Genomic DNA, 22,964 nt, shown 5'->3' on the forward strand with positions numbered 1-22,964 from the left:
CTAACCGTTCGAAATCTCGATGAGCTTGTCGAGCACCGCGAGCGCCCGGCCGCTGTCGATGGCCTGCGCTGCTGCCTCGATGCCATCGCCGAGCGTCGTCGCCTTGCCGGCCACCACCAGCCCGGCGCCGGCATTCATCAGCACGGTGTCGCGATAAGCGCCGGCAGCGCCGCCCAGCATATCGCGCAATGCCTTGGCATTGTAGGCCGCTTCGCCGCCGCGCAGATCCTCTTTGTTATGCCGCTTCAGTCCGACCGCTTCCGGAGTGAGGGTAAAGGTGCGGATCTCGCCGCCGGCGAGCTCTGCGACCTGCGTCTCGCCCGTGGTGGTGATCTCGTCATAACCGTCGCCGTGCACGATCCAGGCATGATCGGTACCCAGCGCCTTCAGCGTCTCAGCCACCGGCATGATCCATTCGGGCAGGAAGACGCCAACCATCTGCCGGCCGACGCCGGCTGGATTCGACAGCGGCCCGAGCAGATTGAAGATGGTGCGCGTGCCGAGCTCGCCCCGGACAGGACCGACATGCTTCATCGCCGGATGATGCGCTGGCGCGAACATGAAGCCGACGCCGGCCTCCTGGATGCAGCGGCCGATCGTCTCCGGTGCGATGTCGACCTTGACGCCGAGGGCCATCAGCACATCCGCCGCGCCGGTCAGCGAGGACAGGCCGCGATTGCCGTGCTTGGCCACCGGAACACCCGCGGCGGCGATGACGAATGCCGATCCGGTCGAAATGTTCACCGAGTGCGAATTGTCGCCGCCGGTGCCGACGATGTCGATGGCGCCGCGCGGGGCTTCGACGCGGAGCATCTTGGCGCGCATCGTGGCGACCGCGCCGGAGATCTCGCTCACGGCTTCGCCGCGCACGCGCAACGCCATCAGGAAGCCACCGATCTGCCCCGGCGTCGCGTCGCCCGACATGATGATGTCGAAGGCCTCGCGCGCTTCCTCGAAGGAGAGCGCGGTGCCGGTCGCGACCTTGGCGATATATGTCTTAAGCGCGCTCATCGTGTCTGTGCTTGGGAAACGGCGGCCGGATCGATACGAACGTCATATTGCGACTGCAGCTGCGCCACCAGCTGATCGAGCAGGTCGTCGGATATGCCGGCGCTGAAAGATTTCTGCGCGTCTTCCGGGACAGAGCTGCCATCGGCACCGGCAGGTTCGAAGACTTCGGCAACCTTGAACAGGATCTGACCGTCGCCGGTGGGCGAGGGGATCAGGCCCGTGCTGCCTTCGCCGACGCCGAACATGGCCGCCGCGCCCTCCTTGCCGAAATCGGCATCGTCGGCTTCGCGCTTCAGGCCGCGCTTGGTCTGCTTCTCGAGCTTAAGCTCGCCCGCGATCACGTCGAGCGTCGCACCGGCCTTGAGGCGCTTTTCCAACTCCCCGGCCTTGGCGGTGAGCCGCTTGTCGGTCTCGGCCGCGGTCCAGTCGGCCACCACCTTCTGGCGAACCTCGTCCAGCGTGCGGTCGCGCGCCGGCGTGATCGACTGGACTTCATAGAAAACGAAGCCGTTGGCGGCAGTGGTCAGGCCTTCATTCTCGGTGTTCGGCTCGGCCTCGAAGACGGCCTTGATGAGGTCCGCCGATTGCGGCAGGTCGTTGACGATCGTGCCGTCCGGCCGCTGGCCGGTGCGGTCGATGGCGTCGATGGTGACGACCTTGAGCTTTAGCTTGTCGGCCGCCTGGGCAAGCGAGGCACCGGAAGCGCGGGTGTCCTCGTAGCTGTCGTGGACGTCGAGCAGGACGCGGCTTGCCTCGCCGAGCGCAAGATCCTTGCGGATCTGGTCGGACACTTCCGAAAGCGGCTTCACCACCTGCGGCTTGATCTCGGTGACGCGCAAGAGCACCGGGCCGAAGGCGCCCTGAACCACCGGGCTGACCTCGTTGACGTTGAGCGAGAAGGCTGCGTCGGCCACCGCCTTGTCGGCGATCTTGTCCTTTGCCAGCGTGCCGAGCACGGTGTCGGCCTGCGTCTTGCCCTCTGCGGTGACGATCTTGTCGAAGGTGGCGCCGGCCTTCAGGGAGTCAAATGCCGCCTTGGCCGCGTCCGGCGTCTTGAACACCAGCTGTTCGATGGTGCGCATTTCGGGCGTCGTATAGCGCGCCTTGTTCTTGTTGTAGTCGTCAGCGACCTGCTGATCGGTGACCGCCGTCGGGTCCATGATGTCCTGCGGCTCAAGCCGGATATAGGAGAATTTGCGGTATTCCGGCGCGGCGTAGTTCTTCTTGTTGGCTTCGAAATAGGTTTTCAGCGCGCTGTCGGACGGCGCCTCGATCAGCTGGACGAGTGTCTTCGGCAGGACGAGATAGTCGATCGTGCGGTCCTCTCCGCGATAGAGCGCGACCGCCTTCAGGAAGGTCTGCGGCGCCTTGAGGCCGTCGGAAATCGCCTCGACGATCTGTTGGCGGACCGCCACCTGCGAGCGGTTCTTCAAATAGTCCTCGGGTCGCATGCCGATCTGGCTCAGCAGATATTCGAAGGTCCTGCGGTCGAACTGGCCGCCTGGACCCTTGAAGGCCGGATCCTCGCGCGTCAGCTCGGCCAGCCGGTCCTTGGAAAGGCCAAGCCCGAGCTTGCGAGCCTGCTCGTCGAGAACGGCGCCGGAGACGAGCTGCGCCAGGACCTGGTTGTCGAGGCCGAGCAGCTTAGCCTGTTCATGCGTGATGCGCTGGCCATATTGCTGCGACAGCAGGTTGATCTGGCGATCGTAGGCGAGGCGGTATTCGTTGATCGAAACCGTGGTGCCGCCGGCGGTAATCACCGAATGATGGCCAGCCAAGCTTCCCGACAGGCGCCCGGAAATACCCCAGACGGCAAAGCTCACCACCAGCAAGGACAGCAAAGCTTTCGCGACCCAGGTGCCCGCCGCGCTTCTCAAAATACCAAGCATGCCCACTTCCGATCTTTGCGCATTTTCGCATGCGCCGACTCTGAAACAAGCGCAATAGCGTCCTTCCGGCCCACTGTCGATTGCTTTGTGGCCCGATTTTGGTAGTGAGGGCGCTGCCTTATGTTGCCTGGAGAACTCGACGCCATGACCCCTGGAATCCGTCCGCTCGTTGCCGGCAACTGGAAAATGAACGGCACCAGGGCCTCGCTCAACGAGTTGAGGATGATCGGCAACGGCTTCATGAGCGGCCTTGATGCGGAGACGGAAGCCCTGGTCTGCGTTCCGGCCACCTTGCTTCACCAGGCCGCAGAGATCCTTTCGCGGACACCGGTTCGCGCCGGCGGCGAGGATTGCCATCCCAAGGAGAGCGGCGCCTATACGGGTGAGATTTCGGCCGAGATGCTGAAGGATGCCGGCGCAAGCCATGTCATCGTCGGCCACTCCGAGCGGCGCGAGCAATGCGGCGACGATGATGCGATCGTCAACGCCAAGGCTTCGGCCGCCTGGCGGGCAGGGCTGGTGGCCCTCATCTGCATCGGCGAGACGCGCGCCGAGCGTGAATCCGGCGCGACGCTCGATGTCCTGTCGCGCCAGCTCGACGGTTCGGTGCCGGCGAGCGCCACCGCCGCCAACACCATCATCGCATACGAGCCGGTCTGGGCCATCGGCACCGGCCTGACGCCGACGGCCGCCGACGTCGCCGAGGCGCATGCCCATATCCGTGGCAAGCTGACGGCGCTGCTCGGCGATGCCGCGGCCAGGATGCGCATCCTCTATGGCGGTTCGGTCAAGCCGTCCAATGCGGTGGAGCTGCTTGGCGTCGAGAATGTCGATGGCGCCCTGGTCGGCGGCGCAAGCCTGAAGGCGGCCGACTTCCTCGCCATTGCCGAAGCCTATATGCACATGTCATAGCCGCAGACGGCGGCAGGGGCGCGGCCCAAATCGTTGCAATGGCCGCATTGCTCCCCATATTCCCGGCCACGGGCTTGGAAATGCCGCCAAAGCATTGTAAGGAGCCGCCTCCAAATCACCGGTCGTATGCGCGGCCGCGCAAGGCCTCGCCAGGATAAATTATGGAAACGGTACTGATCGTCGTTCATCTTATGGTCGTGCTCGCCCTTGTCGGCGTGGTGCTGCTGCAGCGCTCCGAAGGCGGCGGTCTCGGCATTGGTGGCGGTTCCGGTTTCATGACGGCGCGGGGCGCAGCCAACGCGCTTACCCGCGCGACTGCGATCCTGGCCGCGGCTTTCTTCGTGACCTCGCTCGCGCTCTCCATCCTTGCCCGCTACGGCGAGAAGCCGATCGACATCCTCGACAGGGCACCGGCTTCGACCTCGGGCAATGCCGGCAAGGGTGTGCTCAACCAATTGCCGGGCGCCACCGGTCCGGTGGGCAGCTCGCAGCCGGCGGCGCCGGCTGGCGGCACCGCGCCGGCCGCCCCGTCGGGCGGAACGACAACCACGACGCCGCTGTCGAATGGCGGCACCACCACGGCCCCGGCCACTGCTCCCGCAACACCGGCGCCCGCGAATCCGACCACGCCGCCGGCCGCGAACGGCGTTACCTTGCCTGTCACCCCGCAGGTTCCGAACCAGTAGCCGGACAAGCATTGCTGCCGCGATCTGTTGTTCTTTGAACACAGTCGCGGCAAATGCCGCTCGATCACGAAGATTCAACCAAATGTAGCGCGTCGCTCAGCTTGAGGGCGCGCTGGCTAATCGATTATAGATTGCGCGCGGCACTTTTCGGCGTCCTTGGGGGGCGCCGGGCGACGCCGTTGGGCAACTAGCATAGAAAATCGGATCTTCGCCATGCAGCTTCGCAGCTTCATCCTTTTGGGATTCTGTGCCGTATTCGGCATGGGCTCCGCGGCCTTTGCCTCACCGGCAAATCTGGCCGCTTCGCCGTCGGTAGAGAAGACCGACGCAATTCCCGTCGCCGCCAAGAGCGACGCATCGCAGCTGAGGCTTCTCAAGAAGAAGAAAAACCCGACTCCGGACGACCTCGCGCAGATAGAAAAGCTCGAGGCCAAGATCGCTGCCGACAAGGAAGCGGCCAAGCAAAAGGCGCTCGAAGCCCGCAAGCTGGCGATGCGTGAGGCGGCCAAGGCCAAGGCGGATGCGGCGCGTCAGGAATGGCTCTCCAAGAAGGGTTCGGCCGCGCCGGCCGAAGTGGCTGATGCGAAGCCCGGGAAGAAGACCGTCAAGATCATCGAACCGCTCACGCCCGTGGCGCCGATCGCCTCGCTCCAGGCCGAGGAGCCGATCCCGGCCGAGGCGATGAACATCACGGCCACCGGCAACAACGGTGAGTTGCGAAGCGAACAACCCGGCCAGAAGCGGGCGAGCAGCGGCGGCCTGTTCGCCGGCCTGTTCGGCGGTTCCTCGGTGACCTCGATCAACTATCTGCCGGAGACCCGCGCGCTTGATTCGGCGCTCGCCAAGAAGGATGCCAAGAGGCCGTTCAAGGTGAAGCCGGAGTTCGTGCCGCAGGACGTCGCCTTCACCGGCTATGAGCCCGGGACGATCGTCATCGACACGACTGCTCGCCGTCTCTACCTCGTCGAATCGTTTTCCACCGCGCGCCGCTACGCCATCGCAGTCGGCCGTGAAGGACTTCAGTTCAAGGGGACGGTGGCCGTCGGCGACAAGCAGGAATGGCCGCGCTGGATCCCGACGCTCGACATGCAGAAGCGCGAGCCGAAGCACTATGGCCAGTACAAGGACGGCATGCCCGGTGGCGGAGAAAACCCGCTCGGCGCGCGCGCCATCTACCTCTATGACGGCAAGAAGGACACGCATCTGCGCATCCACGGCACCATTGCACCGCAGTCGATAGGAACCAGCGCTTCCAACGGCTGCTTCCGCATGATCAACGAGCACGTCATGGATCTCTACAGCCGCGTCAAGATCGGCACCAAGGTCGTTATTATCTAACGCGTTGAAGCAAACTGCCGAAAGGGCCGGCACCACCGGCCCTTTTTCTTTGATCAAAGCGCGTCGCGTTGAAAGACGCTGGTGCCGCGCTTTCGAGTTTCTGTTCTGATGCCTGCCGTTCTCCCAAAACCACTGCACAGTTTTGGGCGGCATGCTTCAGAGAAATGCCCGTCCGGACACAGCGCCATCTGGGAAAAAGCCTTCGCGGCGGTTTTTTCTCTGGCGGAATCAATCAGGCCGCGTTAAGCGATGACTCCCATGGCGCGATATGTATTCATCACAGGCGGCGTGGTTTCCTCACTCGGAAAAGGCATCGCTGCAGCAGCTCTTGGGGCTCTTCTGCAGGCGCGTGGCTATCGCGCGCGGATCAAGAAGCTCGATCCCTACCTCAATGTCGACCCCGGAACGATGTCGCCGTATCAGCATGGCGAAGTGTTCGTGACCGACGACGGCGCCGAGACCGATCTCGATCTCGGCCATTATGAGCGTTTTACCGGCCGCTCGGCCAACCAGCAGGACAACATCACCACCGGCCGCATCTACAAGAACATCATCGAGCGCGAGCGGCGTGGCGACTATCTCGGCGCGACCGTGCAGGTGATCCCGCACGTCACCGACGAGATCAAGCATTTCGTCCTTGAAGGCAATGACGATTACGACTTTGTGCTGTGCGAGATCGGCGGCACTGTCGGCGACATCGAGGCGATGCCGTTCCTAGAGGCGATTCGCCAGCTCGGCAACGACCTGCCGCGCAACAACGCGGTCTATGTGCATCTCACCCTGATGCCGTACATCCCTACCGCCGGCGAATTGAAGACCAAGCCGACGCAGCATTCTGTCAAGGAATTGCGCGGCATCGGCATCGCGCCCGACATCCTTCTGGTGCGCGCCGACCGGCCGATCCCCAAGGAAGAGCGCCGCAAGCTTTCGCTGTTCTGCAATGTGCGCGAGAGCGCCGTCATCCAGGCGCTCGACGTGCCGCACATCTACGACGTGCCGATGGCGTATCACAAGGAAGGGCTGGATTCCGAGGTGCTTGCAGCCTTCGGCATCGATCCGGCGCCGAAGCCGCGGATGGAGCCGTGGCAGGCGCTCTCCAGCCGCATCCACAATCCGGAAGGCGAGGTGACGATTGCCGTCGTCGGCAAATACACCGGCCTCAAGGACGCCTACAAATCGCTGATCGAGGCGCTGTCGCATGGCGGGCTTGCCAACCGCGTCAAGGTCAAGCTCGACTGGATCGAGAGCGAGATCTTCGAGAAGGAAGACCCGACGCCGTGGTTGGAGAAGGTGCACGGCATTCTCGTTCCCGGCGGTTTCGGCGAGCGCGGCTCCGAGGGCAAGATCCTGGCCGCGAAGTTCGCGCGCGAGCGCAAGGTGCCTTACTTCGGCATCTGCTTCGGCATGCAGATGGCCTGCATCGAGGCTGCGCGGTCGCTCGCCGGCGTCGAGCATGCCTCTTCCACCGAATTCGGCCCGACCGAGGAGCCGGTCGTCGGCCTGATGACGGAATGGCTGAAGGGCAACATGCTGGAGAAGCGCAGGGCTACCGGCGATCTCGGCGGCACCATGCGCCTCGGCGCTTATCAAGCCGACCTCGCCAAGGGGTCGAAGATCGCCGAGATCTACGGCGACACGCAGATCTCCGAGCGCCACCGGCACCGCTACGAGGTGAACATCGACTACAAGCAGCGGCTTGAGGATTGTGGCCTGGTCTTTGCCGGCATGTCGCCAGACGGGGTGCTGCCGGAGACGGTGGAATATCCCGACCATCCCTGGTTCATCGGCGTGCAGTACCACCCTGAACTGAAGAGCCGCCCGCTCGAGCCGCACCCGCTGTTCGCAAGCTTCATCGAAGCGGCGGTGGAGCAGTCGCGGCTGGTCTGAACGATCGGCCGGCGACCATGCGAACTTTCGTCGCGCTGCTCTACAGCATCATCCTGGGCGAGGGGCGGCGCGTTGTCATGTCCGAGCTCAAGGCGATGGCCGAAGCCATCGGGCTGAAAAACGTCCGCACGCTGGTCGCCACGGGTAATCTGGTCTTCGAGGCGCGGACGGCCAGCGTTTCCGGTCTCGAACGGCGGCTGGAAAAGGCCTTCGAAGAGACTTTCGGCCGCCATGTCGATATCATCGTGCGCGGCGCAGAAGACTGGCTGAAGCTTGCTGCCGCCAATCCGTTCCCGGACGAATCGGCAAAAGCCGGCGATCAGGTCGCGGTGCGGGTGATGCGCCGGCCGGCGCCTGAAGAAGCCGCAGCGGCTCTTACAGCCTATGCCGCCGCGGACGAGAAGGTGCTGTCGGTCGACGGCGATATTTGGGTCGTCTTTTCGCGCGAGCGGCCAAGCTCGCGGCTGCTCGCCGCAGCAAACCACAAGCGCATGGGGATCGGCACATCGCGCAACTGGAACACGGTGCGCAGACTGTCCGAGATGGTCGCCAAATAGGTTGAAATAAGGGTGGCTTTCGCCGCCCCGACTACTCAAGTCTCAACCCTCCGCGCCGGAGCAGGGCGAATCCGATTCCTCGATCGTTCACCGAAATCTGAGGCAGGCGACCGTTCCGATGAAAGGCCGCTGAGAAACACCTGCACGCAATCTGGAGATGATTTTCGTTTCGAGAACCTGGCAAAACGGGAGATTTGATAAGGTTTGCTCAAGTCTACATGTCAGGGGGCATCGTGAGTTTGTAAGTAAATCTCAGCCAGGCTTACAAGCGCCTAGCACGACACGGGCGTGGACTACACCGAAGAAGAACTGGGCTCGGCCGGGGTAGGGATGGCAGCTTCTTTCGGACAACACCTCAATGCAAGGGCGATAGTCGCAATACCGTTCCAACACAGCCAAGAGCTGGCCGATACCGGCACGCGATTCCTGTTCCAACTCATCGGTTCATATTAGAGCGATGCCGGGAAAGCCCGACACAGAGTTCCGCCGTGCTTCAAACGAGGAGACGGAGCGGCTCACAACGGGTGAGCCGCTGCAAAATTGTCGAGCCGTCTCGGCTCTCATCGGGCATTCAGTGGGGGTTGGGCGGCGTATACGGCTGGCCAAGAGCCTCTGAAACCGCAACAAATACACGCGTTGCAGGCGAAGAGCAGACCGTGTCGCGTGGATCGTCGGTCAGCGTCGGCTCCGCCTTGCAATCGCCGGAAGCAATGTCGCTGTTGGTCTGGACCACGGCGGCGATGTCCGCACCTGCCTTGTAAAACAAGGTCGTGTTGTAGCCTGGCAGTTCGCCCGTATGGCCCACCCAGCCGCCGATGCAACCGACGCCGATCCCGTAGCCGGCCGCGCCCGGGAAGGTCAGCCGCTCCTTCTGCGCAGCTGCCCCCAGCAAGCCGTTCCCGGTGCCCAGTGCCCGAGCATAAACCAGCAAATCGTCGATATTGGAAATCAGTTCCCCTGCAGTCCATCCCCAGGATGGGTTCCAGTTCGTCGCGTTGCTTGGTGCATCCGGCTTGGCAAAATCCCCCTGCAGGGTAAAGCCCTGAGCATAGGGCACCGGCAAATCCACCGAGTCGCCCGGCCAGGACGTATTCTTGAGCTTCAGCGGATCAAAGATCTGCTCCTTGAAAACCTCGCCGACGGTCTTTCCAGTAACCTGCTCCATGACCATGCCGAGCAGGATAGTGTTGGTGTTCGAATAGTTGAACGAGGCTCCGGGCTCGAAGAGGGGCGATTCTGCCACGCCGATGGCAACCAGCTCCTTGGGCGTGAAGATCGTTTGAGGCTTGTAGAACAAGACATCTTGGAATTTTGCACTTTGGGTATAGCTCGCAATGCCGCTGGTCATATCGGCGAGCTGGCGGAGCGTGATCCGATCGCCATTGGGGATGCCGGGCACGTATTTCTGGATCTCGTCGTCAAGCGACAGCTTCCCAGCTTCGGCCAGCTGCATGATCGCCGTGCCGGTGAATGTCTTGGTAACTGAACCTATGCGCGTGTGCATCCCCACAGCCATGGGTGTGCCGGCGGAAGGGTCGGCCTTGCCATACGCCGCCTTCCATGTTCCGGAAGGTGTCACCACGCCGACGATGACACCTGGTGCCGCCGTCTTGGGCAGCGCGGATCGAACCGCAGCGTCAAGCTTCGCGCTGAGCTCCGAGGGCAGCGGCGTTGCCTTCGCCGGAACCGACCCATCGGCAATCACTTTTTCGATGTTCGCAACGCATCGTGCGCTATCGGTTGCGAATGCGTTTTGGGAGGAAAAAGCAAACAGGGCGACGGAACCGATGCAGCGGACGATCAGACGAACCCCATTCTCTTCCATTGCCATTCTCCACATTTAGAAAAAGGTCGGACGAACATCATGGTGAGCAATTAAGGATCGAAAAGTCGGGCGCAGGGCGTTTTGGAGCTCTTGGCGGGGAAGCGCACAGCGCCGGCGTTGGTTGGCGAGCGCAAGTTCGTCTAAACGAACATTCTCAACCCGGACGGGAACTCGCCTCTCCAACTTGCGCCCCTCCGCATAAGCTACGTTCCGAGGCAAAGATACGATAAGATGAGGTCTGGAGCCAAGGTGTATCGCTGGGCGTGGAGCGCTTTGGCAGAACTCGCCTAGCTAAGCACGGCGTTAGTGCCAGCAAATGGTGCTCGGCGGCTTGGAGAATGGCGATGTTCGACTTCGAAAATCTTGGTCAGAAGCGACAAGCGGGAATTCTTGCGAAAGTATCGGAGACTTCCACCTTTCCGGTGACACGAAGGCACGTGCTCGCAAGCTCAACCCTGCCGTTTCTCGTCGCCTTTGCCGGTGTTCGGCGGGCAGCCGGCGAATCGCAGGATCCGGTGTTTCAATTGACCAAAAGCCAGGTTCCTGATCGCAGGGTCGCGCTCCTTCAATGCGTGCTCGAGGACAAAGGATTTTACTCTTCCGATGTTGATGGACTGTTTGGCCCGCACTGGGGACTACGAGGTCGATCTATATAACAGCGCGATTTTGGCAAGGATGGCTATCGCGTCTTACTCTCACGAATTCGGTTCCTGGTATCCTCTCACGGACGACCAGCTTATGGCGGGCTTTGCTGTTACGGACGGCTATATAGACGCAACAGGCCAGGACGTGGTCGTCGTGTCTCCTGAAGAAATGGATCCTACCATCTACATCATTGAGCCCGAGCTCGAACTGCCCTGCAACTTTTTCGAGCGCAAGGACCCCGCATTGGCTGGCCCGAGATGGTGGGCAAGTGAGACGAAGCAAATGGGGCGGCTTTCGCCGCCCCGACTGTGTCAAGCCTTGGCCATGCGTGCGCCGGCGCCGAGCGCCATTGTGCGCAGCACATAGTAGACGGCGCCCGCGATCGCGACCCCGAAGAACCAGCCATAGACGCCCCACCAGGACGGCAGCCAGTTGGTGAAGTTGGGCAGGATCGAGGAGAAGATCGCGCCGATGCCGGCGGCGATGAAGGCGTTGACGTGCCAGCCGCCCTGGAAGCGAAACTCGCCATCTTCGCGGTAGAGCGCGTTGACGTCGACCTCGCCCTTACGGATCAGATAATAGTCGACCATCATCACGCCGAAGATCGGCCCCATCGTCGCGCCGATGATGTTGACGAAGGAGGCAGCGCTGCCTTCCCACGGCGCAAACGGATAGAGCACCAGCGCGATCAGCGCCGCGATATAGCCGCCCTTCTTGAAGTCGATCTGACGCGGGAAGACGTTGGAGAAGTCGAAGGCCGGCGAGACGAAGTTCGCCACGACGTTGATGCCCAGGGTCGCCACCGCGAAGGTCAGCGCGGCAAGCGCCGCCAGGAACCAGCTGTCGAATTTGGCCGAGATCTGGTCGGGGTGGAGCAGCACCTCGTGATAGACGTCGTAGGCGGCGATCGTGGTGACGCCGGCGACCAGCGAGAACAGGATCAGGTTGACCGGCAGGCCCCAGATGTTGCCCTTGCGCAGCGCCGCGTTGTTGGGCGCGTAGCGGGCGAAGTCGCAGAAGTTGAGGTAGAGCGCCGAAAAGTAGGTTACCCAGATTGCCGCCACCGCGAACAGCGCGGTCCACGAACCCGGCTCGCCTGGCACGCCGGCACCCTTGGTCTTGTCGAGCAGCACGTCCATCGGAATATCGCTGGTGAAGGCGAAGGTGCCCGACTTGACGCAGAGATAGATCGCCAGGATCAGCATCATCACCCAAACGGCGGGTCCGGCCCAGTCCTGGAAGCGCCGCACCGTTTCCATACCCTTCTGGATGATCAAAAGCTGCAGCGCCCATATGACGACGAAGCAGATCACCTCCAGGGTGGAATGGCCGAGCAGATGCGAGGTCCGGTTGAATTCGTCGAACCACTGCAGCCGCGTCAGCAGCGCGACGATTGCGCCCGACGCGGCGGCCGTCTGGGCGCCATACCAGAAGCAGGCGACGACGGCGCGCACCAGCGCCGGAATGTTGGCACCCCAGATGCCGAAGGAGGCGCGCGCAAGCACGGGGTAGGGAACGCCAGTCTTCACGCCGGCATAGCCGACAAGGTTCATCAGGAAGTAGATGATCAGCGAGCCGATGCCGATGGCGATGATGAAGTTCACGAAGCCGCCGCAGAACAGAAAAAGGCTCGCGGCGAGATAATAGCCCCAGAGGCTGTGGACGTCGGAAGTCCAGACGTTGAAGATTGAAAACGGCCCCCAGTTCCTGACTGTTGCCGGAGCCAGATCCTCGTTGTAGAGGTCCGGCGAAGCGCCTTGTATAGTCATTGCAACTGTCCCCTTTTGCAAAACGCGGCGTCCCCGCGTTAACTGGTGAGGGTAAGCCTGACGCTGGGGAACCTACAAGCAATCCATTTGCCGGCTTTGGCCTTAAAGTCATTCAATGAGAATCGCGCTTCTCGTCGCGCCAAATCAGGAATCGCCTTTACTTGAGTCGGCTTGCCAATCGCGCCCTGTCCGGTTCCGAACTTTTTCGACCAGCAACCAAAATTGTGTGGAACCAAACCCCTGGACATGCGTTTATGCGGGTTCGGCCGCTTTGCGGTCGACCGGGAGGATAGTGATGGATCGCTTGCATTTCTTTACCCCAGTGCGGATCGCGCGTGGGCAGGGATACCCCTTGGAGGAAGTCGACAGCGTCTCTGAAGCGATGGTGTTCCTGCGGAAGTGGCCAACGGGGAGACGCGGCCCCGTTTATCAATGCGCCGTGAATTGCTGTTCGGCAGCTATGGCTGGCAAGATGTCGGCTGAGGAGGCGAGAAAAGCTTTTGTCGGCTTTGCCCGCATCACTCGGATTCTCGACGACGAGATGGCGCTGCCTTTGGGCGGCGTGTCGATGGACAATGTCTACGCTCTAAGGCGCTAGCACGTTCGAATCCTTCGGCAGCATCAGACGTCGGCCTGAGGTCGACGTCCCGGTGGTGTTGTGTCCTTACTGGCACGAGTTGCGTCGTTTCAATTCTCCCTGAAAGAGCGCGTGAGGGAGGCTTCCACCGGGGCCAGCATGTAGTCGAGCAAAGTGTGCTCCCCGGTCAGAATCATCACTTCCGCCGGCATGCCGGGCGATAGACGGACGTCGTGCAGTTCTTCGAGATCGGCCGCGTCGACCTTGACCTTGGCGAGGAAATAGGGCTCGCCGGTCTTCTCATCCGTCAGCCGATCGGCCGACACCGAGGTGAGCAGACCGTGGATCTGCGGCAGATGCCTGCTCGGATAGGCCGTCAACACCACGCGGGCGGGCATGTCTGGATGCACCACATCGATATCCGTGGTCTTGATGCGTGAATCGATGACCAGATTGGGCTCGTTGGGCACGATATCGAGAAGCGGCTGGCCGCTGGCGATCACGCCGGATTCGGTCGTTACGCGAAAATTCATCACCGTTCCCGCAATCGGCGCGACGATGTCGGTCCTGGCCAGCACATCCTGGCGCGAGGGCAATTGGCTGCGCAATTCGGCCAGGTCGGTGCGCACCTTGGCGAGATCCTCGTTGGCGCTCTCACTGTCCTGCTGGCGCAGGTTGAGGAGTTGGAACTGGGTTTCGCCGATCTGCTGATCGTTGCGGGCCACTTGAGCCCGGTTTGACGCTTGGTTGGCGCGGATATCGGCCTGGGAGCGCAGCAGCGCCAATATCCGCGGCAAGCGCTCCAGCCCCTTTTTGTAAAGCTCTTGGGCGGAAGCGATCTCCTGGTCGATCAGCCTGAGTTGCTCGGTCTCTGCGGCGATCACGTCTCTTGATCCCGCACTTTGCTCCTCAATCTGCGCGATGCGCTTGTTGAGGATCTGCGTGCGCCCGTCGCGGGTCGCGAGGCGGCTGTCGAGCAGCGCCTGCTCTTCGGCGACCACGTTTCGCCCCAGCTCGCTGTCGATCGAGGTCAGCTCCTTGGGGAAGGCGACCCGATTCTGGCCGGCAAGCTCCGCGACAAGGCGCGCCTCGGTTGCCAGCAGGCGGATATAGCGCCCCTGCAACTCGTCGTAGCGGCCCTGCGCCTCCGTAGTCTTCAAGCTGATGAGGACCTCTCCGACGCCGACCTTATCGCCCTCCTTGACATGAATCGCGCCGATAATGCCGCCTTCAAGGTGCTGGACCGTCTTGCGATAGCCTTCGGGGCTGACGACGCCATCGGCGACGACGGCACTTGCCAGAAGCGCGACGCTGGACCACACGGCGACGCCGCCGACGAAGACGATCGATGAAACATAGCCCAGCATACGCGCCGGCCGGGTCCGTTGATTGAGGTCGCCACTGATTGCCTGGAATGCATGTGACCGCCGCCGGAAGAATCGGGAAATCAGGAGCAGGACGAGCGCGCCGGCGGCCACAGTCAGAGCGATACGCGTCGGCCAACCCAATCCGTCATACCAAATCGAGGCCGCGGCGGTCAGATCCTCGGCCAAGATGCTCAGCGTGCCGGTCAGCTCACGCAGGCTGTCCGCCAGCCCGTTCAGAAGCGTCGAGAAGTCCATGGCTCACTCCACCGCTTTCAGGTTTGCCGGCGCGAAGGCGGCAATCTTGTCCCGCATGGCCCCCGGCATCGGAATGCGCCTGGGCTGGCCTGCCAGCGCGCCGAGCACCTCGTCGCGCGTGCCGAGCATCATGACCGATCCGTCGCGGAGGAGGACGATGTTGTCAGCCGTGCGCAGAAGACTGGTCTGATGGCTGACGATAACGACCGTGCGGCCGCGCTCCTTCAACTGCTGAAGCACGTTGAACAGCGCCGCCTCTCCTTCGCCGTCGAGGCCGGTGTTCGGCTCGTCGAGTACGATCAGCGGCGGGTCGCCGAACAGTGCCCGAGCCAGCGCGATGCGCTGCCGCTGACCGCGCGAGATCCGGACGCCGTGCGGTCCGACCTCGGTCCGATAGCCGTTCGGCAGCCGCAAGATCATCTCGTGAATGCCGGCGAGCTGGGCCGCGGCGATGACGGCTTCGCTGTCGACGTCGCGCAGGCGCGCGATGTTCTCGGCGATTGTTCCCGGGAACAATTGGACCTGTTGCGGCAGGTAGCCGATATGCTGGCCGAGCTCGTTCGACGGCCAATTCCAGACCTCCGCACCATCCAGCCTGACATGGCCCAGCGAGGGTCGCATCGTGCCGACGATGAGACGGCAGAGCGTGGTCTTGCCGGAGCCGGACGAGCCGATCACGCCGCAGTTCTGGCCGGGCTCGACACCGAAGCTTATCGCGTTCAGCAGGGCCTGCGGGGTTCCCGGCGCGTAATAGTGCAGGTTCTCTAACTTCAGCCGGCCTTGCGGGCGCGGCAAGGTGACGCCGACGTTCTGCGACGACCCGGTGGCGGCAAAGAGCTTGATCAGGTTCTGGCGCGCGGCCCGAGCGTTGACCAGGCTGCGCCAGGCGCCGATGGAGCGTTCGATCGGCGCCAGCGCGCGGCTGAGCAGGATGGAAGCCGCAATCATCGACCCGCCCGTGAGTTCGCGGTGCAGGACGAAATAGGCGCCGAGCCCCAGCACGGCCACCTGGAGGGCGAGGCGCAGGGAGCGCGACAGGCTGCCGATGACGGTGGTGCGCTGGAAAATGCGGGACTGCAGAGCTGTGAGAGCTTGCTGGTTTTGCTCCCAGCGCAACAGCGCCGGCTCGGACATGCCGAGCGAGCGCAATGTTTCGGCGCCATCGACAAATTGACCGACGGCGGCCTGGCTGCGGCGCAACCCTGCGGCTGCTTCCTGGTTTTTGCGGCGAGTGAGGAAATCGTTGGCTAGAGCGCAGCAGAACAGAAGCACCGCGCCGGCAAGGCCGAGCACCCCCAATGCCGGATGCAGAAACCACATGAACGCCATGAATACCGGCGTCCATGGCGCGTCGAGAAAGGTCAGAATGCCGTCGCCGGCAATGAAGCTGCGAAGATCGCTAACGTCCTTCAGGCCGGCTTCGACGTTGCTGCCGGCCAGGCGCGCCGCCATGGCGCGTTCGATCACCGGGACGCTGAGCTGGTCGTCCAGCCATTGGCTGATATGCCCCAGCATCATCCGGCGGGCATGTTCCAAGAGGCCATAGACGGCAATGGCGCCGATGACGGCAAGGGTGAGCCACAGCAGCGTGTCGATCGAGCCGCTCGACAGCACCCTGTCATAGATCTGCAGCATGTAGATGGTGCTGGCAAGCAGAAGAAGATTGGTTAGCAAGCTGAAGAGGAAAAGGGCCGGCGCCTGGCGGCGCGCCAGACGCATCACTTCCTGGAATTGCGGCCTTGGCTGCATCACGGAACCCCCCGTTTCGATGCCTTACTGCCGAGTTCCAACGGGGGCAGCACTTGGCCGCCCCCGCTGCTTCTGTGTCAGGCGATGTCGACGAGTATGTGCTGGACGGTGGTCATATCGCCGTCCGCGTCCGCGATTTGGACGCCGAAGTCGAGGTGCGCGTCCGGCGTCGTGGTCTGCGTCGTGGTGAAGCCGATGTCCACGATTTTGATGACGTCGTTGTCGGCGACGGCTGTATCCACACCGTTCACCTTGGCCACGTCGTTGTCCCAAATCACCAACGGGGCGGAAAGGCTGCCACCATTCGCGCCGACCGCGCTATTCAGGTCGATCGCGGTAGCACCGCCGAGAGCGGCGTTGGTACCGGCCGGCGCACTACCGGCCCCGACCAGACCGTTGCCGGACTGCATGATCTGGACGCCTTGGAGCACCCAGTTCTCACCGGCACCGTTGTAGTCGTTTCGCTCTATGATCACTAGGCCGTCGTTGTTATCAAGCTGGAAGTCGGCGGCGTATGCGGAAGGTACCTGACCCGTCTTGTAGATGTCGGCGTTCGAGATGTAGATCGCCTTTGTCGTCGTAAGCGCCGGGTTGGCAGTAGACACGAGATTAACGATGACCATCAGGTCCTCGTTGCCGATACCGTCAAACTTGATGGCCATGTCGTTAGCCGTCTGGGTCGGGACGTGATTGGCACCGTTGTCGGTCGAGATACCCGGTGAGGTGTCGAAGAACCGAAGCGTCAGTGCCTCGCCCTTCTGGATAGTGTCGCCAGCGACCCCGTTCGTGGTCTGGGTTGCAGAAACCCAGTCTTCGTTGTTGTTGGTGACGAACTGGCCGGGGTTCCACACCTTGTCACCAGCAACCGGCGCGCCGTCGTCATCGCCGAGACCTAAGGGGATGCTCGAAGTTGCCGAGTTCGCCGTGAACTGCACGAAGAAGTCCCGATCGGTCGTTTCGGGTGTGCTGTCCGCCTCGAAGAGCTTCTCCACCACGATCAACGGGTGACCGGTATTGCTCGTGGGCTGCTTGGAGAGAAGCTCACTGGTGTGCAGGATGTCCCTGGTGAAGCCCTCCACCGCGTCGTTCAAGGTGATGGTGTAGGTGTCACTGTCCTTGTTGAAGACAAGGGTACCGCCCGCCGTGGCCATCTGATTGCCGGCCGTGTTCGGGTCGCTATCGTAGGAGATTTGCCAATTGAACGAAGCTTCGGTGGCGCTTTCCGACTGTAGCGTCGCGAACGAGCTGATGAATGGGGTCGGCGTGCCAGGGACAAGACCGGTGAGATTGCCATCAAGGCTGAGCTGGATGCCGGGAAGCACGCCATCCTGGTCGACGAAGTCCGAGTGCGTGGCGTCGTAGTAGGAAGCCGGGCGGCCGTCCGAACCGATGTCGTAGCCAAAAGCACCAGATGCCGTTTGACCGACTGCGTTGCCCAAGGTCTCGTGAGTACCATTGCTTCCACCCCCGGATGCGTCACCGTCGAACGGCACCGTGATCGTCGGGCCGTCGTCCTTGAAGGTGAGGTTTTGGCCGATGTTGAGTGTGGTCGATGTATGATCACCGTCCTTGTCGGTGATGGTCGCGGTGAGCGTAACTAGGTTATCCGCGTCCAGTGTCTTGCTTTCGTCCGGGTCGCTGGTCGGATGGACCACTGCCCGGAGTTGATCCAGGGTGACGCTGCCGGTGCCGCTAACAGAGACCGTGAAGACAAGGTCATTGCTCGTGGCGGTGCGACCTTCGATCACAGTGCCATTGAGCGAGAGGACGACGGCCTGACCGGTTAAGGTGTCGGTAAGGCCGGTCGAACCAGCAGTAAAGCCGAGTGCGTAGGTGACCGTGCCTGCGCCGTCGGCACCGAAGGCCGTGCTGAAGTTCGCCGCAAAGCTCTTCGTGTCGTTAGTCGTAAGAACCGTGTCGTCGACAGTGAGCGTAGGCTCGGTGCCGGTCGTCGAGATGCTCGGGCCGTCGTCCTTGAAGTTGAGGTTCTGGCCGATGTCGAGGGTGGCCGGTGCGTGGTCGCCGTCCTTGTCGGTAACCGTCGCGGTCAGTTTGATCAAATTGTCGGCGGCCAGAGTCGTGCTCTCGTCCGGGTCGCTGGTAGGATGGACCACCGCGCGGATCTGATCGAGGGTGACGTTGCCCGAGGCATCGACAGAGACCGTGAACACGAGGTCGTTGCTCGTGGCGGTTCGACCTTGGATGACGCCGCCATTCAGCGAGAGGACGACCGCTTGCCCGGTCGCGGTGTCGACAAGTCCGGTCGAACCGGCAGTAAAGCCGAGTGCGTAGGTCACCGTGCCGGCCCCGTCAGCACCGAAGGCCGAGCTGAAGTTCGCCGCGAAGCTCTTGGTGTCGTTGGTGCCAAGAACCGTCTCGTCGACAGTCAGTGTCGGTTCGGTGCCTGTCGTTGAAATACTTGGACCGTCGTCGTTGAAGTTGATGAAGGAGCCGACTTGTTCGTTGTGGGCATTAGCAACGTTCCCAGCGAAATGCACCTCTTTGACGTCGAAATAATCTTTCTCACCGTCAATATTCTTGATGGTGAATCGGTCAAAAGTTCCGCCCGAGCCGCCCGCCGTAGTAAAATCAACCGTAACGCCTTCGCCGACGTTGTGGAGGATCATTCCGGTGCCGTTGAGATCAACTGTGATGCCAAGGGCAGAGGCCGTCGTGGCGACGCCATTCAACTTGAACGTTACTCCGGTGATATTGATCTCGGTATCGTTGTCGTCACCCGGCAACGCGGCGCCTTTTGCGTTGTCGTCGTTGTTGTAGGCGTGGACCTCGATGTCAGCTACTGTGTTAGTAGGCGTGGACTGCGAAATCGAGAAACCGGCGCCGGAGACGTTCTCGATGTGGCCTGTGTAGTTGGGCGCCAGCGGCGAGTTGGTAAAGTTCTTGCCTGCACTTTGGGTGCCGCCACTGATCAGGTCGATCTGAAGTTCACGGCCGAAGCGCACGTCCTGAGAAGAGACACCCAGACCTTGCGTGCTGACATTGACTTCAGCCTGCGTAGTGCCGTCGTGAGCCGTGACCAGAATTTTCTGTGTGCTCGCCGTGTCGGCGTCGAGGATATACCAATTGTTGTGTCCGGGAGGGGCGTCGCCGAGCTGGCTGAAATTGAGCACGGTGGTGCCGGTGACCGATGCGTACACCTTGTTGAGCAGATCGATCTGGTCGTTCGGGTCGTTCGCGTCCGGATGGAGCAACGGCACATACTGGACTAGGTACAAATCTGCGTTTGTTGCGCTGGTGCTGACCAGTCCAAACGAGAAGGCGAGATCCCCGGTCGCGGCGGGCATAGTGGCCGCACTGGAAGTGCCGATGACGCCGATCACGACGTTTGAATGCGTCGGGTCCTGGAACAGCCAAACATAGTTGCCATCCACCGTTCTAATGCCGCTGTTGACGCCAACGGTGGTGGAAAACGGCGTTCCTGAGGAATTCTGGGTAAGAACGACCGAGGTGATGGTTTCCCCTGCGTTCGCCGTGGCTACCACGAAATTGGATTGGAAGGCGACCTCCGGTGAGGTCAGTCCGCCCGAACTGTCGCGACTTAGGAGATAGGCCAAAGTGGGGTCATTGTTGCCGATGGGATTGATGTCGTCACCCTGAAGACCCGTGGTCTCGTCGATGATGATGTCTTGAGCAGTGATGTCGAGTGCCATTGAAACTCTCCCTGGCTTCAATGCGACAGGCGCGAAATCAGCCCCAACGCTGGCAGCCGGCCGCATGGGCGCGCATCCACCAGCGGAGCCGGTGCCGCGCGTCATCGTTGAACGAAACTGGAGTTATCGGCTTAACCCGGGGTAGAGGGTGTTGAGGGGACCGCCGCTTCCCCGCTCCTTGCCCCGTCAGGCAATTCTGGGCGGATGCGTCCTATGCGCATCGGTAACCCACCAACAGCGGGCACCAAGGATCGATGATAAGGGCATACTCAACCCGCCCCTCTTCAACAGGCTATTGACTGCCTGTAACGCCTCCCGCTCAGAACATGAGCACGAAAAGTTTACTCTTATTTGTGGAAACTTAAACTCGCACTGTTGCTTTTTTGGAAAAATTGTGAAGCAAAAATGGTCCAACCGAGTGTGGGACCTTTGTCCCTGCTCTTTTCAACTATTTGAAGAATGTTGTCGCCAGCATCTACCGAATCTGGATGAAGGTAGAGCGGAAACACCTGAAAAAGGCTTTGCAACCAATGCTTGCGACGGGGGCGGTCGCGCGGTCCTTTCACCGTCAGCTGACGCGCCGCGCGCCGCTCTACACCGAGTGTGGTCGCGACGGCGTCATCCAGGGCGAGGCGGGCCTGCTTGGATTCGAGGATTCCGAGCATCCCGTTGCGCAGCAATAAAACTCGGAGCCGCGAAAGCTTGTCGAAGCGACGGTGATCACAACGCGTTCGGTTGCGACGGAAGTCAAACCTCGGCGTCGGCTAAGTACGCGGCAGTGCTGGACGCGATGGCCGCTACGCAGCGCGTTCGGATCGTGAATGGTGGGCGCTGGTTGTGCCACACGCCATATACATGTTCGGACTGTTTCCATGGCCTATCGCCGGCGCGCCGCTACCGGCAGATTGTCCACCGGATGCATGACGGCCGGGATATCGTGCAGCGGAACTAAAAATCCCACCGCCCCTTTAGGTATGCAGCGTTGGACCGAGAGGCGTGTTGGCGAGGGATGCCGGCACGACGCGGATGCCATCCGGGCGGTTGGAGGCGGATTTGGCAGTTGATGTGGCGCGTGCGAAGAGCGGCATTCGCCTCACGGTGATCGCGGTGGCGGCAGTGCCGCTGCTGTTTTTGTTGAGCGGTCTTGTCATCCGCTACGCCGCATTCGCATCGGTGTCGCCGGATCCGAGCCTAGCGGCCTATGCCCGCGCCTTCTGCAAATGGGATTGCTCCTGGTATGTCGGCATTTCCGAACAGGGCTATGAGCGTTTTCCCATTCCTGGCCGCAGCAATGTCGGGCGCTGGGGGTTCTTTCCGCTTTATCCGATGCTGGTGGCGGCGGTCCGCACGATTCTGCCCTTCTCCACGATCGCGATTGCGACGGCGGCATCGCTGGCGTGCGGCTATGTCTCGTGCCTGGTGGCATGGCCGCTCATGGACAGGAACATGCGGGCCTATGTGCTTTATTGCGCCTTCCTGCTGAGCGGCCCGTTCTCGTTCTATTTTGCCACCTTCCTCACCGAGCCGCTCTTCGTGCTTTTGACGTCCTGCCTCTTCCTGGCGCTCAAACGCTCGAACCATCTCGCCGCGGGGTTGTCTTGCGCGCTGCTCTCGGCAACGCGGGTCGTCGGCGTGCTGGCCGTGTTCGCGATCGTCATTCGCATGTTTGAGGAGCATCGCGCCAAGGGCGGGTCGGCCATCGGCCTCCCACGCTGGCTGCTCGGCCGGCCGGATCTCATCATCGCCATACTCATCTCGCCCGCCGGCCTGTTCGCCTACATGCTCTACCTTTACGTCACGGTCGGGGACGGCTTTGCCTTCGTGCATGTCCAGCGCGCGTTCGGGCGCGTGGCCGGCAACCCGCTGCTGTTCCTCTGGGCGGGGCTGTCCTATCACCCCGGGGCCGGTTGGTGGCCCAGTGCGCCGCAATGGAGCGCGTCGACGGCAATCGTGGGACTGGCGCTGGCGGCGGTGCTCGCGGCGCGCAGGCAAATTGGCGCGGCCCTGTTCTGCGCCATGGCCATCATCCTGCCTTTGACCTCGAATCTGGCTTCGATGGTCCGCTATGTCGTCGGCCTCGCGCCGCTGACGATGCTGACGGCGGTGCTGTTGTCGGGCTCGAAGGCGACATTGGTCGCTGCGCTGATTGTCTTCCTCTTCACCTGCTACTTCATGACCGTGGCCTGGCTTGGAGGCTATCTTGCGCTGGTCTGAGCTGACGGAATCGACCAGGCCGGTAATCCTGGGTGCCGGCTACGCGCTGGCGGGCGCACTTGCGGCAGCCGAGATCGCCATCCTGGCGCTTGCCCTCAGCCCGAATGTCAGCGACGATTACCGCGCCTATTACATCGACAAGACCACCACATGCCTCAACCGGGACGCCGTGGGGCGCTACACGCCAGGCCGGACCGTATCGTTCCGCTCCGACGGCGCCCGGGAAGCAACCACCATGATGGTCTGCGGCTGGTCGGGGCCAGTAGCGGACGGCACCCATTCGCTGGGCGAGAGCTCTCGCCTGCGCCTTACCCTGCCGCCGCTCCGCGACGGGCTTCGGGCAACGCTGGAAATGGCCGCCGTTATTCGCCCGCCGCAGACCTGGCAGAGGATCGTCGTGTCGGCCAATGGGACCGAGGTGTATCGGGGGACGCTGTCGGGCGATGTGGCGACAACTGTGTCCTTCGTCATTCCGCACGCCGTGCTGGCTGGCAAGGCGACACTGGACATGGCCATCGAGTATCCCGACGGCATTCCGCAAAGCGCCGATGCGAGCAACATCTACAACCGCGCCATCAAGCTGAGATCTTTTCGGTTGGACACGCTTTGATC

Annotated in this window: 18 protein-coding genes; 10 read left to right on the top strand and 8 right to left on the bottom strand. The window is 62.1% G+C overall.

Annotated elements, in window-relative coordinates:
• Window positions 1–1,011: an anthranilate phosphoribosyltransferase gene (trpD, locus tag P9217_RS22185; protein WP_067319924.1), complete on the bottom strand. Its 1,011-nt coding sequence runs from the start codon at window positions 1,009–1,011 to the stop codon at window positions 1–3.
• The gene (locus P9217_RS22190; protein ID WP_278087523.1) at window positions 1,008–2,900 is read right to left on the bottom strand and encodes a peptidyl-prolyl cis-trans isomerase; all 1,893 of its coding nucleotides are present in this window, start codon (window positions 2,898–2,900) and stop codon (window positions 1,008–1,010) included. Before P9217_RS22190 ends, trpD begins: the two co-directional genes overlap by 4 nt.
• 144 nt (window positions 2,901–3,044) lie before the next feature.
• On the opposite strand from P9217_RS22190, the gene tpiA reads away from it, so the two are divergent.
• From tpiA to P9217_RS22220, 6 genes are all read left to right on the top strand, one after another.
• Window positions 3,045–3,812 (top strand): triose-phosphate isomerase, encoded by a 768-nt coding sequence (gene tpiA, locus P9217_RS22195; RefSeq protein ID WP_095825458.1) that lies wholly within the window; start codon window positions 3,045–3,047, stop codon window positions 3,810–3,812.
• Between the two features lie 161 nt (window positions 3,813–3,973).
• The gene (secG, locus tag P9217_RS22200; protein ID WP_095825378.1) at window positions 3,974–4,498 is read left to right on the top strand and encodes a preprotein translocase subunit SecG; all 525 of its coding nucleotides are present in this window, start codon (window positions 3,974–3,976) and stop codon (window positions 4,496–4,498) included.
• 213 nt (window positions 4,499–4,711) lie between these two features.
• Window positions 4,712–5,836, top strand: coding sequence for a L,D-transpeptidase (locus P9217_RS22205; protein WP_095800751.1), 1,125 nt, complete (start codon window positions 4,712–4,714; stop codon window positions 5,834–5,836).
• A 249-nt stretch (window positions 5,837–6,085) separates the two neighbouring features.
• Window positions 6,086–7,723, top strand: a complete 1,638-nt coding sequence (locus tag P9217_RS22210) for a CTP synthase (RefSeq protein ID WP_082953678.1) — start codon at window positions 6,086–6,088, stop codon at window positions 7,721–7,723.
• 17 nt (window positions 7,724–7,740) lie between these two features.
• Window positions 7,741–8,280: a DUF1697 domain-containing protein gene (locus tag P9217_RS22215; RefSeq protein WP_278087524.1), complete on the top strand. Its 540-nt coding sequence runs from the start codon at window positions 7,741–7,743 to the stop codon at window positions 8,278–8,280.
• A 288-nt stretch (window positions 8,281–8,568) separates the two neighbouring features.
• Window positions 8,569–8,733: a hypothetical protein gene (locus P9217_RS22220; RefSeq protein ID WP_278087525.1), complete on the top strand. Its 165-nt coding sequence runs from the start codon at window positions 8,569–8,571 to the stop codon at window positions 8,731–8,733.
• 118 nt (window positions 8,734–8,851) lie between these two features.
• On the opposite strand, the gene P9217_RS22225 is transcribed toward P9217_RS22220, so the two are convergent.
• Window positions 8,852–10,105: a serine hydrolase domain-containing protein gene (locus P9217_RS22225; RefSeq protein WP_278087526.1), complete on the bottom strand. Its 1,254-nt coding sequence runs from the start codon at window positions 10,103–10,105 to the stop codon at window positions 8,852–8,854.
• A gap of 344 nt (window positions 10,106–10,449) precedes the next feature.
• Between P9217_RS22225 and P9217_RS22230 the strand changes: the two genes are divergently transcribed.
• Window positions 10,450–10,761 (top strand): hypothetical protein, encoded by a 312-nt coding sequence (locus tag P9217_RS22230; RefSeq protein WP_278087527.1) that lies wholly within the window; start codon window positions 10,450–10,452, stop codon window positions 10,759–10,761.
• Between the two features lie 300 nt (window positions 10,762–11,061).
• On the opposite strand, the gene P9217_RS22235 is transcribed toward P9217_RS22230, so the two are convergent.
• Entirely contained in the window at window positions 11,062–12,519 is a 1,458-nt protein-coding gene (locus tag P9217_RS22235) for an NCS1 family nucleobase:cation symporter-1 (protein ID WP_278087528.1), read from the bottom strand.
• A 295-nt stretch (window positions 12,520–12,814) separates the two neighbouring features.
• On the opposite strand from P9217_RS22235, the gene P9217_RS22240 reads away from it, so the two are divergent.
• Window positions 12,815–13,117, top strand: a complete 303-nt coding sequence (locus tag P9217_RS22240) for a DUF982 domain-containing protein (RefSeq protein WP_067319945.1) — start codon at window positions 12,815–12,817, stop codon at window positions 13,115–13,117.
• 89 nt (window positions 13,118–13,206) lie between these two features.
• On the opposite strand, the gene P9217_RS22245 is transcribed toward P9217_RS22240, so the two are convergent.
• The 4 genes from P9217_RS22245 to P9217_RS22260 form a co-directional block, all read right to left on the bottom strand.
• Complete coding sequence (locus P9217_RS22245; RefSeq protein ID WP_245322429.1) at window positions 13,207–14,574, bottom strand: HlyD family type I secretion periplasmic adaptor subunit; 1,368 nt, start codon at window positions 14,572–14,574, stop codon at window positions 13,207–13,209.
• A 147-nt stretch (window positions 14,575–14,721) separates the two neighbouring features.
• Window positions 14,722–16,467 carry a type I secretion system permease/ATPase gene (locus P9217_RS22250; RefSeq protein WP_278087617.1) on the bottom strand — a complete coding sequence of 582 codons (1,746 nt, stop codon included), beginning with the start codon at window positions 16,465–16,467 and terminating at the stop codon, window positions 14,722–14,724.
• 77 nt (window positions 16,468–16,544) lie between these two features.
• On the bottom strand, window positions 16,545–20,138 hold the full coding sequence (locus P9217_RS22255; protein WP_278087529.1) for a DUF5801 repeats-in-toxin domain-containing protein: 3,594 nt from the start codon (window positions 20,136–20,138) through the stop codon (window positions 16,545–16,547).
• Between the two features lie 347 nt (window positions 20,139–20,485).
• A complete protein-coding gene (locus tag P9217_RS22260) occupies window positions 20,486–20,818 on the bottom strand; it encodes a hypothetical protein (RefSeq protein WP_278088309.1) in 333 nt (110 codons plus the stop codon).
• A 373-nt stretch (window positions 20,819–21,191) separates the two neighbouring features.
• On the opposite strand from P9217_RS22260, the gene P9217_RS22265 reads away from it, so the two are divergent.
• Together P9217_RS22265 and P9217_RS22270 are read left to right on the top strand one after the other, a co-directional pair.
• Window positions 21,192–22,352, top strand: coding sequence for a hypothetical protein (locus P9217_RS22265; protein ID WP_245466622.1), 1,161 nt, complete (start codon window positions 21,192–21,194; stop codon window positions 22,350–22,352).
• Window positions 22,339–22,962, top strand: a complete 624-nt coding sequence (locus P9217_RS22270; RefSeq protein WP_245322431.1) for a hypothetical protein — start codon at window positions 22,339–22,341, stop codon at window positions 22,960–22,962. The genes P9217_RS22265 and P9217_RS22270 overlap by 14 nt, the downstream gene beginning before the upstream one ends.
• Window positions 22,963–22,964 lie beyond the last annotated feature (2 nt).

Source organism: Mesorhizobium sp. WSM4989, from assembly GCF_029625795.1.
GTDB lineage: Bacteria > Pseudomonadota > Alphaproteobacteria > Rhizobiales > Rhizobiaceae > Mesorhizobium.

What these genes read in the sequence shown, in the direction of transcription:
- trpD (WP_067319924.1), bottom strand. Translation starts at nt 1,011, where the DNA reads ATGAGCGCGCTTAAGACATATATCGCCAAGGTCGCGACCGGCACCGCG.
- P9217_RS22190 (WP_278087523.1), bottom strand. Translation starts at nt 2,900, where the DNA reads ATGCTTGGTATTTTGAGAAGCGCGGCGGGCACCTGGGTCGCGAAAGCT.
- tpiA (WP_095825458.1), top strand. Translation starts at nt 3,045, where the DNA reads ATGACCCCTGGAATCCGTCCGCTCGTTGCCGGCAACTGGAAAATGAAC.
- secG (WP_095825378.1), top strand. Translation starts at nt 3,974, where the DNA reads ATGGAAACGGTACTGATCGTCGTTCATCTTATGGTCGTGCTCGCCCTT.
- P9217_RS22205 (WP_095800751.1), top strand. Translation starts at nt 4,712, where the DNA reads ATGCAGCTTCGCAGCTTCATCCTTTTGGGATTCTGTGCCGTATTCGGC.
- P9217_RS22210 (WP_082953678.1), top strand. Translation starts at nt 6,086, where the DNA reads ATGACTCCCATGGCGCGATATGTATTCATCACAGGCGGCGTGGTTTCC.
- P9217_RS22215 (WP_278087524.1), top strand. Translation starts at nt 7,741, where the DNA reads ATGCGAACTTTCGTCGCGCTGCTCTACAGCATCATCCTGGGCGAGGGG.
- P9217_RS22225 (WP_278087526.1), bottom strand. Translation starts at nt 10,105, where the DNA reads ATGGAAGAGAATGGGGTTCGTCTGATCGTCCGCTGCATCGGTTCCGTC.
- P9217_RS22230 (WP_278087527.1), top strand. Translation starts at nt 10,450, where the DNA reads ATGTTCGACTTCGAAAATCTTGGTCAGAAGCGACAAGCGGGAATTCTT.
- P9217_RS22235 (WP_278087528.1), bottom strand. Translation starts at nt 12,519, where the DNA reads ATGACTATACAAGGCGCTTCGCCGGACCTCTACAACGAGGATCTGGCT.
- P9217_RS22240 (WP_067319945.1), top strand. Translation starts at nt 12,815, where the DNA reads ATGGATCGCTTGCATTTCTTTACCCCAGTGCGGATCGCGCGTGGGCAG.
- P9217_RS22250 (WP_278087617.1), bottom strand. Translation starts at nt 16,467, where the DNA reads ATGCAGCCAAGGCCGCAATTCCAGGAAGTGATGCGTCTGGCGCGCCGC.
- P9217_RS22255 (WP_278087529.1), bottom strand. Translation starts at nt 20,138, where the DNA reads ATGGCACTCGACATCACTGCTCAAGACATCATCATCGACGAGACCACG.